Origin of the sequence: Acinetobacter bohemicus ANC 3994, from assembly GCF_000367925.1 — a bacterium.
Lineage (GTDB): Bacteria > Pseudomonadota > Gammaproteobacteria > Pseudomonadales > Moraxellaceae > Acinetobacter > Acinetobacter bohemicus.
In genome coordinates this window covers 621,917-636,487 of the sequence record NZ_KB849176.1, presented here as the reverse complement: position 1 = coordinate 636,487, position 14,571 = coordinate 621,917, and the positions used below count along the sequence as shown (strand labels likewise).

The 14,571-nt window shown below is 37.8% G+C and carries 13 protein-coding genes and 1 pseudogene; 5 read left to right on the top strand and 9 right to left on the bottom strand.

Annotated features, from left to right (window positions below):
* Positions 1 to 6 precede the first annotated feature (6 nt).
* The gene (gene glnD, locus F994_RS15740; RefSeq protein ID WP_004651598.1) at positions 7 to 2,673 is read left to right on the top strand and encodes a [protein-PII] uridylyltransferase; all 2,667 of its coding nucleotides are present in this window, start codon (positions 7 to 9) and stop codon (positions 2,671 to 2,673) included.
* Positions 2,674 to 2,697: 24 nt separating this feature from the next.
* The gene (dapC, locus tag F994_RS15735) at positions 2,698 to 3,867 is read left to right on the top strand and encodes a succinyldiaminopimelate transaminase (protein ID WP_004651596.1); all 1,170 of its coding nucleotides are present in this window, start codon (positions 2,698 to 2,700) and stop codon (positions 3,865 to 3,867) included.
* A gap of 212 nt (positions 3,868 to 4,079) precedes the next feature.
* Here the strand turns inward: dapC and F994_RS15730 are convergent, their stop codons facing one another.
* The 4 genes from F994_RS15730 to msrB form a co-directional block, all read right to left on the bottom strand.
* Positions 4,080 to 4,709, bottom strand: coding sequence for a LysE family translocator (locus F994_RS15730; protein ID WP_004651595.1), 630 nt, complete (start codon positions 4,707 to 4,709; stop codon positions 4,080 to 4,082).
* Between the two features lie 129 nt (positions 4,710 to 4,838).
* Entirely contained in the window at positions 4,839 to 5,627 is a 789-nt protein-coding gene (locus tag F994_RS15725) for an AraC family transcriptional regulator (RefSeq protein ID WP_004651594.1), read from the bottom strand.
* 75 nt (positions 5,628 to 5,702) lie between these two features.
* Positions 5,703 to 6,185 carry a glutathione peroxidase gene (locus F994_RS15720; RefSeq protein ID WP_004651593.1) on the bottom strand — a complete coding sequence of 161 codons (483 nt, stop codon included), beginning with the start codon at positions 6,183 to 6,185 and terminating at the stop codon, positions 5,703 to 5,705.
* Positions 6,182 to 6,601 (bottom strand): peptide-methionine (R)-S-oxide reductase MsrB, encoded by a 420-nt coding sequence (msrB, locus tag F994_RS15715; RefSeq protein ID WP_004651592.1) that lies wholly within the window; start codon positions 6,599 to 6,601, stop codon positions 6,182 to 6,184. The genes F994_RS15720 and msrB overlap by 4 nt, the downstream gene beginning before the upstream one ends.
* Before the next feature lie 228 nt (positions 6,602 to 6,829).
* On the opposite strand from msrB, the gene F994_RS15710 reads away from it, so the two are divergent.
* Positions 6,830 to 8,260, top strand: a complete 1,431-nt coding sequence (locus tag F994_RS15710; RefSeq protein WP_004651590.1) for a pyridoxal phosphate-dependent aminotransferase — start codon at positions 6,830 to 6,832, stop codon at positions 8,258 to 8,260.
* Positions 8,261 to 8,505: 245 nt separating this feature from the next.
* Positions 8,506 to 9,684: a YbfB/YjiJ family MFS transporter gene (locus tag F994_RS15705; RefSeq protein WP_004651589.1), complete on the top strand. Its 1,179-nt coding sequence runs from the start codon at positions 8,506 to 8,508 to the stop codon at positions 9,682 to 9,684.
* A 13-nt stretch (positions 9,685 to 9,697) separates the two neighbouring features.
* On the opposite strand, the gene F994_RS15700 is transcribed toward F994_RS15705, so the two are convergent.
* From F994_RS15700 to icd, 4 genes and pseudogenes are all read right to left on the bottom strand, one after another.
* A complete protein-coding gene (locus tag F994_RS15700) occupies positions 9,698 to 10,258 on the bottom strand; it encodes a M23 family metallopeptidase (RefSeq protein ID WP_004651588.1) in 561 nt (186 codons plus the stop codon).
* A gap of 88 nt (positions 10,259 to 10,346) precedes the next feature.
* Positions 10,347 to 10,532: pseudogene (locus tag F994_RS17310) on the bottom strand (hypothetical protein); the annotation flags it as partial.
* 7 nt (positions 10,533 to 10,539) lie between these two features.
* On the bottom strand, positions 10,540 to 10,833 hold the full coding sequence (locus tag F994_RS15695) for a hypothetical protein (RefSeq protein ID WP_004651587.1): 294 nt from the start codon (positions 10,831 to 10,833) through the stop codon (positions 10,540 to 10,542).
* A gap of 121 nt (positions 10,834 to 10,954) precedes the next feature.
* Positions 10,955 to 12,208: an NADP-dependent isocitrate dehydrogenase gene (icd, locus tag F994_RS15690; RefSeq protein ID WP_004651586.1), complete on the bottom strand. Its 1,254-nt coding sequence runs from the start codon at positions 12,206 to 12,208 to the stop codon at positions 10,955 to 10,957.
* Positions 12,209 to 12,403: 195 nt separating this feature from the next.
* On the opposite strand from icd, the gene F994_RS15685 reads away from it, so the two are divergent.
* Positions 12,404 to 13,225 carry an rRNA large subunit pseudouridine synthase E gene (locus F994_RS15685; protein ID WP_004651585.1) on the top strand — a complete coding sequence of 274 codons (822 nt, stop codon included), beginning with the start codon at positions 12,404 to 12,406 and terminating at the stop codon, positions 13,223 to 13,225.
* 60 nt (positions 13,226 to 13,285) lie between these two features.
* On the opposite strand, the gene F994_RS15680 is transcribed toward F994_RS15685, so the two are convergent.
* Entirely contained in the window at positions 13,286 to 14,527 is a 1,242-nt protein-coding gene (locus F994_RS15680) for a PDDEXK-like family protein (RefSeq protein WP_004651584.1), read from the bottom strand.
* Positions 14,528 to 14,571 lie beyond the last annotated feature (44 nt).

Below are 14,571 nucleotides of genomic sequence, written 5' to 3'. Positions count from 1 at the left end.
CTGTTCATGATCAATACCTCTCCGCTATTGAATTACGTTAAAAGTAACCATGACATTCAAGCAATTAACCAATGGCGCACAGATGTTGAAAAGCAGCTGCAAGATGGTTTTGAAAATGGACAGTCCATTCGTGAAGTCATTTTAAGCCGATCCAATTTAATTGATGAAGCACTACAGTTCCTCTGGAAACATGCAGAACTCGATCAAACTGATTTAGGTTTATTTGCAGTTGGTGGCTATGGTCGTCAGGAAATGTTGCCATATTCAGATGTCGACATCATGATTTTATCGGAAGATGACCTCAGCCCAGATCAAGAACAATTGATTTCAACCTTTATCTCATCACTTTGGGATGTGGGTAATTTCAAACCCGGTATTAGCGTGCGCACCATTTCACAATGTGTAGAACAAGCCACCAATGATTTAACTGTCGCTACAGCGCTGATTGAATCACGCCTTATTATCGGGAATCAGCATTTAGCCAGATGGCCACGTCGCATCGTGTCACAAACATGGACAGATAAAACCTTTTTCGATGCCAAAATGGATGAGCAAGCCAGACGTTATGCGCAGCACAACAATACCGAAAGTAATTTAGAACCCGATATTAAAAATGCACCGGGTGGTATTCGTGACATCAACCAAATTGGCTGGATTGCAAAGCGCCATTTTCGCGTAAATCGTATTTATGATCTGGTACATTTAGGGTTTATTTCTGAGTTTGAACTGGGTGTTTTAGAAGAAGCTGAAAGTTTTTTATGGGAAATTCGTCATCATTTACACCGTTTAACCAAGCGTGATGAAAACCGTTTATTATTCGATTATCAACGTGATATAGCGGGTCTGTTTGGCTATGCCCGTGAAGAAGGCAAATCACCCAACTATCCAATCGAACAATTTATGAAGCGCTATTATCGTAGTGCGCAGCAAGTTTCAACCCTCAATGAAATGCTACTTGCTTACTTTAATGAATCGGTGATTACCCCGCGTTTACCCAACTACGAACGCAAAATTGAAGACATTAACGAACACTTCAAACTGGTGGATGGCAAACTTGCCGTACAACATCATAAAATCTTTTCAGAACGCCCAAGCGCTATTTTAGAATTGTTTTATATCTTAGCAAATCGCCCAGAGATTGAAGGCATTCGCGCACGGACTTTACGTCTGCTCATACTTGCTGCAAAACGGATTGATCAAAGCTATAGAGACAATCCTGAGCATCAAGCCTTATTTATGGCGATTATTCGTTCACCACATCGTCTATATGACACTTTGGTTGCGATGAAACGCTATAGCGTTTTAGGTAACTATATTCCTGCATTCGGGCAAATTATGGGACTCATGCAATATGACTTGTTCCATATTTATACCGTAGATGCACACACCCTGTTATTGCTGCGTAACCTCAACCGCTTTAAAGCACCTGAATTTGCCAAAGACTTCCCTGTGGTAAGTTCGGTCTTTCAACGTCTGGCACGTCGTGACATTGTCTATTTAGCCGCTTTATTTCACGACATTGCCAAAGGTCGTGGTGGTGACCACAGTGAACTGGGTGCAGAAGATGCAATTAACTTCTGTCGTACCCACGGCTTTACGGAACGTGAATGCAACCTTGTCGCATGGCTCATTCAAAATCATTTACTCATGTCGATGACCGCACAGAAAAAAGATATTTCCGATCCAGATGTGGTGCAAGACTTTGCTGAACAACTCGGTGACATGGAGCATCTCGATTATTTATATACGCTGACTGTTGCCGATATTAATGCCACCAACCCAAAACTGTGGAATACATGGCGCGCATCGCTTATGCGTCAACTTTATACCCATGCCCGTGATGTGATTCGTACGGGTCTGGGTCGCCCTGTCGATTATCAAATGCTGATTGAAGATACTAAATTTGCAGCCAGTGAACTATTGGTCAATGATTTCTCCCTCTACGATGTAGAAACCGTTTGGCAGGAACTGGGCGATGAATACTTTATTAAGGAATCAGCAGATGAAATTGCATGGCATACCCGTGCAATCTTGCAGCATGGCAACAACTCTGAACCTTTAGTGTTAATGCGTGCGCATCGTAAATCTGCGCAAGATGCCGTACAGATCTTTATTTATACACAAGATCAACCCAATTTATTTGCCACCACCGTGGCTGTATTTGACCGTATGAATCTTGACGTTCAAGATGCCCGAATTATTACCGCAAGTACTGCATTTAGTTTAGATACCTATGTGGTTCTAGACCGTTTTGGCACTTTACTGACCGATCCTGAACGTGAAAAAACTGTAATTGAAGCCTTAGTCAAAGCACTAAGCCAATCGGATAAATATCCCGGTTTAATGCAGCGTCGTATTCCACGCCAATTACGCCATTTCGATATTGAAAATACTGTCGACATCACCCTCAATGCTGCACTACAACAAAATATGGTTGAAATTTCAACACTTGACCATCCCGGCTTACTTGCCAAAGTAGGCGGTTTATTTATGATGCAAGGTTTAGATATTCACTCTGCTAGAATTGCAACACTGGGTGAGCGCGCAGAAGATATTTTCTTTGTCACCAAAAAAGATGGCATTCCAATGTCCGATTCAGAAGCCAAAACGTTTGCTGCACAATTAAAATCAGCACTCGATGAAGTCTCGAATCAAGTCTGTGGCCAACATTAACTTAAATTAAGCGGTATCGATTTTATGAACTCAAGTTTGTCATTATTGCATCCCTATCCTTTTGAAAAATTAAATAAACTTTTTCAGGATATTCAACCTGCAGATTTACCACTCATTCCATTGTCGATTGGTGAACCAAAACATCCTGCACCAGAGTTTGTAAAACAAGCAATCATTGACAACTTTAAGCATTTATCGACTTACCCAAACAGTAAAGGTTTACCAGAACTGCGCCAAAGTATTGCGAATTGGCTAACACGACGTTTTAAGCTGAATAGCATTAGTGCTGAAAGTAATGTTCTTCCTGTATCGGGAACACGTGAAGCGATTTTTTCTTTTGTTCAAGCTTTAGTGAACCGTGAAGATGCACCTTATGTGGTCATGCCAAATCCGTTCTATCAAATTTATGAAGGCGCGACTTTGCTTTCTGGTGCAAAACCATACTTCATCAATTGCACAGAAGAAAATAACTATCTAGGCGACTTTGATGCGGTTCCTGCTGAAGTTTGGGAAAAAACGGCATTATTGTTTGTTTGCACTCCGGGTAATCCAACAGGTGCTGTCCTATCGAAAGAGCAGTTTAAAAAGTTAATTGCTCTTTCAGACCAATATAATTTTGTTATTGCATCGGATGAATGTTATTCAGAACTTTGGTTTGATGAAGCACCCGTTGGCTTACTTGAAGTATGTGCTGAAATTGGACGTGATGACTACAAAAATTGTGTCGTGTTCCATTCACTGTCTAAACGTTCAAACTTACCCGGTATGCGTTCAGGTTTTGTTGCGGGTGATGCAGCATTACTCAAGCCGTATTTGCAATATCGTACGTACCACGGTGCAGCAATGCCCGTTCAACATCAACTTGCATCAATTACTGCTTGGGATGATGAAGCGCACGTTGAAGAAAACCGTAAGCAATACCGTGCAAAATTCGAACTTTTCCAAAAAGAACTGGGTCATTTATTGCCGCTCAAAAAACCTGATGCTGGTTTCTATTATTGGCTTAAAGTAGACAATGACGAAGCTTTTGCCAAAATACTGATGGAAAAAGCACACATTAAAGTACTTCCTGGGCGTTATTTATCTCGTGATACTGAACAAGGTAATCCGGGTGAAAACCATGTTCGCTTAGCCTTGGTCGCGGACATTGCGCAGTGTGAAGAAGTGGTTAAACGCTTAAAAGCGATACTTTAAAATCTTAATACCTAAGAATGCCAGTCAGTTAAGTATTGTTTAATCCTCCCCTTGCGAAACAGTGTTTCTCATCCTTTTTCAAAGGAGGGGTTAGGGGAGATTTATCAATAAGTAATCATTAAAGTACTCTTAACTGACTGACATTAACCTGAAGGTGGCTTTTGCTTCACTTTAATCTAAATTTTTATATCCCAATTCAAAATGAAAATCATTTAGTCGAACTCATTCATCATAAATAACATTAGGGAAAATAAGATAAAACAGCTCCCTGAAATATAATATAACCATCTAGACTTCACTCGAAGCCAGTCCATCCACATGTTATAACTTAACAATTTAACCAGTAAAATATTCCAAACCAAAACTACAGAAACCATCCATAGCACCATTAAAATATGCTGAACAACCCCAAAACCCACATAAACCAATAAGACTAAGCTGCTATAAAATAAAATATTTTTAGGATTCAGTACACTTGAGCGTAAACCTTGACTTAAATAACTCACCGTACTTGATAAAGTCGGTATAGCATCCGTTTTTCCATGCGTCGCAATCACTTCAGTTTTTGCATAATAAAAGCACAGTACTGCCAAATAGATTAAATACACTGCACCAATATAACGAACATAAAGCAAAATATTTTCATCAATTTTTCCAAGAAAAAATAAACAGACATAAATCACCATTAAAATACATGCATTCCCCAATGCAATTCCCACACAGACAAAGCGAGCCGCAGATCGACCATGACGTAATAGAGTAGTTAAAATAAGAAAAAAATCAGGTCCGGGAGAAAGCAAAGCAATAAAGTGCGTGAATGCAATAATAACAAACAGTTCCATAAATCATTCCAATAAATAGCTAGAATGAGCATAGAGAACCGACACAATTCTCTCTTGTATAAAATTGCGCGATAATAAATTTAATTTAAGTTTTAAACAGAAAAAATTCAATCATAAAAACCTAGTACTTCATATAAAGCCTTGTTGATACTGCCTAGGCGTAACTCCCGTATGTATTTTAAATACACGATGAAAATGGCTTTGATCACTAAAACCTAATTCATAGCTAATATCACCAATATTTTTTCCATGTTTAAGCAATTCTCTAGCTTGATTCACTTTTAAATTGAGCTGAAAAGCATGTGGTGTCAAACCCCAATTTGCCTTAAATAAACGAATGACCGCATAACGACTAATTCCCAGCATACTTGCTAGTTTTTCCAGTGGAACAATCGTATCGACATCTTTTAAATAGACCATCAAGTCCTTTAAATGATCATAAAAATAATGAGATATATTAGCTTTTTCCCATTCAAAACAAGGCAAAATAATTTGAGTAAGCACCTCAATCAAACGCTGTTCTTTTTCCCTAAAATCAATTTTAGGATTAAATAAATCTCGATTTAGCTGGGTGAACGTACAATACAGTTCTGGTTTTTTAATCACGATGGGTTTTAATTGTGGAATTGATACATGAATTTGCTCTCTTCCTGTCTCTGACAATAATGCCGCGAGCCAGTCAGCATTTAAATGCATCATATGATAACTCCATGCTTGATCAGGCATAGGATTACAGGAGTGTTCGACCTGAGCAGGAATAACCACTAAAGTGCCAGACTCAATCATTTCAACAGTACTTAAATAACTGCTAAAACGACTTAGCCCCGTATCCACTGCACCAATGGAAAAAGTCGCGTGGCTATGAGCCTTATAACAAATTCGACTTTGGCATGCCTGACGTGTTTCTACATAAGGCATGCGCGAATCACGCCAGAACTGAACATTCAGTTCTGGCTGATTTATCACATTTTTTTCATTTTCCAAGATGAAATATCACTGCGATAATGCCGCTGCTACTTCACTTTCTAAATCTTCAGGCTTAGTGGTGGGTGCAAAGCGGTTTAAAACTTTTCCATCTCTACCAATCAGGAACTTGGTAAAATTCCACTTAATCCCGTTGCCTAAAATACCTTTACTGTTATTGGTTAAATAGCGAAATAAAATATGTGCTTCTGGCCCCTTTACATCCACTTTGGCAAACATCGGAAAGTTCACACCATAATTTTTTTGGCAATATGCCCCGATTTGCTCATTCGATCCGGGATCCTGTCCACCAAACTGATTACAAGGGAATCCCAAAACTTCAAAACCTTGATCTTTGTATTTTTCATACAACTTTTCAAGACCGGAAAATTGCGGTGTAAAACCACATTTACTTGCAGTATTTACAATTAATAAAACTTTGCCTTCATAATCAGCAAATGATTTATTTTTTCCATCTAACAACTCAGCTTCAAACTGATAAATGCTGGTCATGGATAGGTTTCCTCGTCATTTTTTTCTTGTGTTTTTAATTCTAGTGAAGCTGAATTTACGCAATAGCGCAATCCAGTCGGCTGTGGACCATCTTCAAAGACATGCCCCAAATGTGCATCGCAATGATGACAAACAATCTCGGTTCTGACCATACCATGCGTCGCATCTTGATTTTCATCAACCGCGCCACTGGTAATCGGTTTATAAAAGCTTGGCCAACCGCTACCACTATCATATTTCGTGTTAGAAGAGAACAATTCAGCCCCACAACAACGGCACAGATAAGTCCCCGTTTGCTTGGTATTCCAGTATTTCCCTGTAAATGCTGGCTCAGTCCCCTTTTGTCGCGTAATGCGAAATTCGTCAGGTGATAACTCTCTTTGCCATTCTCGGTCTGTTTTATTGAGTTTTCCCATGATTACGTCCCTTTCTATCTTGCTATTTAAAATAGGATAATCCTATATTTACGTGATTCATCTTAAAATTTCTAGTCTTTAGTTAACAATTTACAAAAGACCTATAATTTACTTAAAAGCAAAAAGTAAGCAAAAATACAAAATATGGTGAGCATTTTATTTTTTAAATGCTTTTTTGTGAGCAAATTTAATGTTAGTCTTATTAACATTCTTGCTCAGGATTAAAAAATGTCGCAAAAAAAGAGCGTTATTTTTAAACATCTACTGCCTGTGATTAAACAATATCAACAGGTGGGGTTTACGCATGAAAAAATTGTTGCTTTACTCAGAGATGAACATGATCTCGATCTGGTAACAACTGAAACATTTAAAAGTTATTTATATCGTTATGCAAAAGTGACCTCCACTCTTTCCGAGAACATCAAAATGCCGAACACTATCCAAACCCCACGCGAAATAAAAAAATCGTCTAAGCTCGAGCATGTATGCTACGACATTCGTGGACCTGTGTTACGAGCGGCCAATGAAATGGAAGAAGCCGGTCATAAAATTATTAAATTAAATATCGGTAACCCTGCTCCATTTGGCTTTGAAGCTCCGCAAGAAATTATTAATGATGTTGCTTTAAACCTACCAAATGCCGTTGGTTATACCGACTCAAAAGGGATTTTCCCTGCGCGTAAAGCCATTTGTCAGTATTACCAGCAAAAAGGCATTTTAAATATGCACGTCAACGATGTATATATTGGCAATGGTGTGTCTGAGCTGATTGTGATGGCCATGCAAGGCTTATTGAATGATGGCGATGAAATGCTGGTTCCTATGCCTGACTATCCTTTATGGACGGCTGCGGTAAACTTATCTGGCGGTACTGCAATTCACTATAAATGTGATGAAGAAAACTATTGGTATCCAGACATTGCCGATATGGAAAGCAAAATCACACCGAATACTCGCGGTATTGTGATTATCAATCCAAACAACCCGACAGGTTCGGTTTATCCACGTCATGTGTTAGAACAAATTGTCGCACTTGCAAAAAAATATGACTTAATTTTGTTTGCCGATGAGATTTACGACAAAGTTGTTTATGACGGCATTGAACATGTTGCTGTTGCTGCACTTGCGGGTGATCATCTTTGTGTTTCATTTAATGGTTTATCTAAAGCCTATCGCATTGCGGGTTTCCGTTCAGGCTGGATGGCAATTACAGGTGATAAATCACGTGCAATGGACTACATTGAAGGCTTAGATATGCTCGCTTCCATGCGCTTATGTGCCAACCATCAAGCGCAATATGCCATTCAAACAGCTTTGGGCGGTTATCAATCGATTAATGACTTGATTCGTCCCGGTGGCCGTTTATATGAACAGCGTAATATTGCTTGGGAAATGTTGAATGACATTCCGGGGGTAAGCTGTGTTAAACCTGAAGGTGCCATGTACTGCTTCCCTCGTCTTGACCCTGAAATTTATCCTATTCAAGATGATGAAAAACTCATGCTCGATTTCTTGCGTGCTGAAAAAGTATTACTGGTACAAGGTACTGGTTTTAACTGGCCTACACCTGATCATTTCCGTGTGGTATTTTTACCAGCTGAAAATGAATTGCGTGAAGCGATGACACGTTTAAGCCGCTTCTTAGCAAAAATGCGTTAATTTCAGCTCTAAAAAACCGCGTTCTTTAACGCGGTTTTTTTATTTTAAATATTTATTTTTTATCAAATTCATCATTTTGATTCAACTTTCACTATTTAGCCTTAGCACCATACTCACCCAATAAACCAGAATAGAAAACAGCCAATCTTCGAACTCATATTTTGTTCACTATCATCATATTAAATCATTACAATTCATGCTATTTATTGTTATTAATCAATAATAAGTATAGGTGAGAACACAGGATGTCCTCAAACAAGATTAAGCTCAGCATTTTTTTATGCCTCAGCATGTGCTTAGGAATAGGTATTTTACGCTTTTCTTATACTGCCTTATTACCCACGACTCGCGAAGCATTTGCTTGGACGAGCGGATTTTCCAGTATTTTAGGCAGTGCGAATTTACTCGGTTATTTGCTCGGTGCTTTTTTGGCCATGCGTTTACCTCAGAATAAAATCATGGCGTTGTACATTCAAATGGCGGCCATTGTTGGTATGCTGAGTTTATTCTGTTGTGCATTTTCAGACTTGCCAAAAGCTTGGTACATTTTTTGGCGCATCATTTCTGGAATAAGTGGTGGTCTATTGATGATCTTATCACCTAGCGTAGTGGCACAATGCTGTGACATCCAAGATCGCTTTAAAATCAATTTTATCGGTTTTAGCGGCATTGGACTTGGTGTTTTACTAGCAACACTTTTCCTGCCTTATTTAGATCAAATTTCGACACAAACAGCATGGCTTATTCTATGTGGTTTTGCACTGATCATTTGTATTTGTCTAAGTATTTTACTGCAACAGTTTAAACATCATTTATCTGCACAAACTGCACCAGCATCTACAAACATATCATTAAATACGCTGTTCTATAGTTTACTGATTGCCTATTCAAGTAGTGCCTTTGCTTATATTCCACACTCACTGTTTTGGATTGACTACCTGAGTCATGAATTAAAACTTAATCTCTTTTGGATTAACTTCAATTGGATTCTCTATGGTCTAGGCAGTGCTTTAGGTGCTTTCTCCGCTTATTTATTAGCAAGAAAATTTGGTAATTTTACTGCACTGAAAATTCTTTATAGTCTATATATCATCGCTATTTTTATTGCCACTGCAAGTACAAGTCCTATTCTGACTTTTACGTCTTCATTTTTTACAGGAATGCTTAATCCTGCGGTGGTTTTTCTGACCTCTTACACCATTTTACAACTTTATGGTGCTGCTTATAAAAAGCTCTGGAGTATTGCAACACTGTGTTTTGCATCTACACAGCTTGTCGGTGGTTTAAGTTTTAGTGCCCTGCAACATTTTGGCGTGACCTATCATCAACAGTTCATCTTGGCTTCATTTGTCTTGCTGCTAGGTACTTTGCAATTGGTTTGGCATACACGCTCAACTAAATACCAAACAACGGAACAAGTGTAGCAATTTTTAATCTTTAAGAAGATGGTGTTAAATATGGATAAGGGTTGACTGCTCCTTGTCCATTTAAATAAATTCCATAGTGCAAGTGTGGTGGGGTACTTTTAGCATTGCCTGTATTTCCCACATAACCAATCACCTCACCCACTTCAACCCAATCACCCTCTTGAATCTGATCAGCATAATCATTCAAATGTGCATAATAATGACGGCTTAAATTTGGGCCAACAATCCAAACCACTTTCCCGCCTAAATCATCAATGCCTACACGAACTACAATCCCTTGTGTTGCACTTAGAACAGGTGTTCCTCGCTTAGCAAAAATATCAATCCCTTCATGTTTTCTACCGCCACTCCGTGCTGTACCCCAAGTATCTTGTATTTGCCGAGGCTTAATCTTTTCAACAGGCATTGCAAGCTGTATAGGTAACTCCATTTGCTGCAACTGTATAAATAAAATTGGATAACGAATACCTGCGGCTTCACCTGAAGGTGGTGGCTTACAACCTGTCAATAAAATAGTTATCCCTAGAACAAAGATGGATAAACAAAATATTTTTAACTTTTTAAATATCATTTATTTGCAGCTATTATTTTAAATGAACACTGTTTAATCTTATTTATCAAATACAATTCTTAATAGGTATTTTCTGTAATCCTACTCTTTATTCAATACTCTCAAATTGAATAGAAGCTTTAAAACTTTCGCTAATTTTGATCGTTGGCTTATTTTGGTGACAAAGCTGATAGGCACATAATGAGGCATAAATACCTGCCAAATAGCCTTCAATACTTCTCGCTTTAGTTGTCACCAAATGATATTTCCCTTTTAGTAAACCAAATAAAGTTTGATCTATTTTAGCGCTCTTTTGTTATACGGTATGCCTCTTGGGCAATTGCTAAACTTTTCTTTTTCCCTTCTGCTGTTTCCGCAATTTCGTTGGAAGTTCCATTTGTTGTCCGTTGCTGATAAGCGGAATTTGATTGATTTTGTATGCGTTGCTCACGCTGAAAATTAGCATCTACTGTTGCGCCAGGACATGGCTTAGACTGATATACCGTTGCACCTTTGTTATTACATTTATAAACAGTACCGGCCTGTGTTAAGAATGGCATTCCTAACAATATAAAGATCGCCCAATTGTAGTTCATTATTATCCCCTTTAATTATAGCGACTAAAGTATCATCATTTTTTCTAAATCACTAACTTCACGCTTATAAAAAACCCGCAATAAATACGGGCTTTCATCAGTTGAATTAAACTATATATGCTTATTCCATGTTATTAATGATTGCTTGACCAAACTCTGAACAACGTAACAAAGTCGCATCAGGCATTAAACGCTCGAAGTCATACGTTACCGTTTTCGCAGTAATCGCACCAGCAATACCTTTGATAATCAGATCGGCAGCTTCAGCCCACCCCATGTCACGAAGCATCATTTCAGCAGAAAGAATAATAGACCCAGGATTTACTTTATCCTGACCCGCATATTTAGGCGCAGTACCGTGAGTTGCTTCATAAACTTGGATCGCACCACCGATATTTGCACCAGGCGCGATACCAATACCACCGACTTCAGCTGCAAGCGCATCCGAAATATAGTCACCGTTCAAATTAAGTGTCGCAATGACAGAATAATCAGCTGGACGCATCAAAATTTGCTGCAAAAATGCATCGGCAATCACGTCTTTAATAATGATTTTTTTGCCAGTTTTAGGATTCTTAATCGTGACCCATGGACCACCGTCAAGAAGTTCACCACCGAAACGCTCAAGTGCGACTTCGTAGCCCCATTCTTTAAATGCACCTTCGGTGTACTTCATAATGTTGCCTTTGTGAACTAAAGTCACACTTGGCTTATCATTATCAATCGCAAATTGAATTGCTTTACGTACAAGACGCTGAGTACCTTCTTTAGATACGGGTTTGATACCAATACCACAGTTCTCTTCGAAACGAATTTTAGTCACGCCCATTTCTTCTTTAAGAAATTTGATCACTTTTTTAGCTTCAGGAGAGTCAGCTTTCCACTCGATACCGGCATAGATGTCTTCAGAGTTTTCACGGAAGATCACCATATCAGTCAGTTCAGGATGATGAACGGGTGAAGGAACACCTTCAAACCAACGAACTGGACGTACACAAACGTAAAGATCTAGTTCTTGACGTAAAGCCACGTTAAGTGAACGAATACCGCCACCTACTGGAGTCGTTAATGGGCCTTTAATAGAAACAACAAATTCACGCAGTGCATCAAAAGTTTCTTCTGGCATGTAAGTACCATAGATTTTGTCTGCTTTTTCGCCGCAATAAACTTCCATCCATTCGATTGAACGTTTGCCACCATAAGCTTTTTGAACCGCAGCATCTACCACCGCTTTCATCGCTGGTGTAATATCCACACCTATACCATCACCTTCAATAAAAGGAATGATTGGATTATTCGGAACATTGAGTGACAAATCTGCGTTTACGGTAATTTTGCTACCATCCACAGGAACTGCAATCTTTTGATAACCCATTGTACAACTTCTCCGTTTGTCGCTGGCGAATCTAAAAAATAATTGCCAATAAGCAATACTTTCAACTGTTCTTAACGCATAATATCCTAATCTAGATTCAGTATTTTTGAGATTTATATGAGAAATAACAATATTTCTCGATTAAATAATACTCAACGTTTCCAAATTTAATCATTAGCAAAGTAGTTATTTTCTATGAAAATCGTCATTCTTAATAAACCTTATGACGTTCTCTCCCAGTTCCGTGCCGATGAGAAACATCAAACCATGGCTGATTTTACTCAAGATCCTGACTTGCGTATTGCAGGTCGTCTTGATTTAGACTCAGAAGGCTTAATGTTCTTAACGGATCATGGTGGTTTGAACCAGTTCATTACAAACCCAGCCAGCAAAAAGTTTAAAACGTATGTGGTTCAGGTTGACGGCGACATTACGGAGGAAGCTTTAGAGCAACTTCGTAAAGGTGTTGAACTTAAAGACGGTATCACCCTGCCAGCGACAGCTCAAAAAATTGACGAGCCAGATTGGTTATGGGAACGCACCCCACCAGTTCGTTTTCGTGCATCTGTTCCAACCTCTTGGGTCGAAATTTCAATTTGCGAAGGTCGTAACCGTCAAGTACGTCGTATGACCTCTGCTGTAGGCTTCCCAACTTTACGCTTAATTCGTACTCAAATTGGTACAATTAATATTGTAAAACTGGGCTTACAACCGGGTGAGCAAGTCGAAATTGAACCTTTACTTTACCCTGACTTTAAAGATGTTCCTGCGGACAAACCGTATGAAGGTCGTTCTTTTGCGAAAAAGACCACAACCAAGAAACAACATTTCTCGGTGGCTAAAGATAAAGCACGTGAAGAACGTGGCGAAGCGCCTTTTAAAGGCAAGAAAAAAGCGGGCGGCGGTACAACACGTATTTGGCAAATGGATGATGCAGATAAACCACGTCGTAAAACCAATGGTACGACGCGCCCAAATACGAAAGCGCCTCGTGGTCGTGGACGTAATGGTCGTTAAAAGTTTCTAGTTACAAGGACGCATATGCGTCCTTGTAACCACATAAAAAGCTAATAAGTGTTACGAAATTTCTTCATTTATAATTTGTAGATATTTTGCCAAATCATTATCGATGAGATTACGAAAACGAGCGGTGATAATTTCTCTCACATTTTCAGTATCGCCACTTTCCATAAAACTCAAAATCTCATCTTGTGTTAAAATCATTTTTTGAAATGATAAATGCCATTCAGGTGCAATTTCTTTCTTCCCCATTCTCTGAAAAAAATTTTTATTTTTTGAATAAATATTGTAAAGTTTTTCTCTTATTTTCTGATCACCTCTACCAATTTTTAAATCGAATTTAACAAAACTATTTCTTACATTAAATTCAAATAGATAAACCCAATTATCTTTTAAATCATCTAATGAAGTTAACAATCCATTTTGTATTAGTTTTTCCGAATTCTCATATAAAAAATTTGGCTGAAACCTAAGATAAGTTTTATTACTGTGGAAATCCTTTATTATTGACTCACTCTTAATTAATTCATTTAAAATCTCTCCTATTTCAGTAGTTTCAGTTGAAGCATTATATTTAAAAACAAGATCAAATGCTGATCTGTATTTTCTATAAAGACTCTTCGTGATTTCTTCAATTTCTTTATTTTGATTTAACATGGATTTTAATGTCCGCAAATATTGTTCAAATACAAATTTAGTTTTATCAGCAAGATTTAATTGTGGATTTAGAAGTATCCGCTCAAGAAGCTTAATAATATGTGAGTAATTTAATTGGACGTAATATTTAGCTTCTTCTTCATTAATTATTTGATCCTTAAGGGACAAGTAAATATATATTTGATAATTATATCCTGCATATAACTCATTAACTATATTTCTATACTTTTTCAATTGCCCCGCTCTCTCTCCTGAATAAATTTTGTTTTCTATTAACAAAAAAAACTTATTTTTCGGGGACAAAAACAATAGGTCTATATTTTTAAATTCTCTCTTTATGATCAGATCATCAAACTCAAAATGGATAAAATCAAAAACAGATAATCCATTATCAACACCTAAATTTTGAAATTCATTTTCTTTAAAATAAATTTTTATGAATTCTTTAAAGGCAAAGTCACCTAAACTATGCGTTGCATTAGGATCAAACAACCAAGACAAAAAATTAGAATGTTGAAGCTCTCTATGCGATACTCTGAGAATATCCATTAAATTTACTTCTTCATTTACTAAATTTTGTAAATTTGTAAAATCATCATCAAGAATCAGTTCTTTTAATTGACTCTCTACATCACTATCCATATAACGTACCTTACTTGATAAATATTAAACACTGATCAATTACT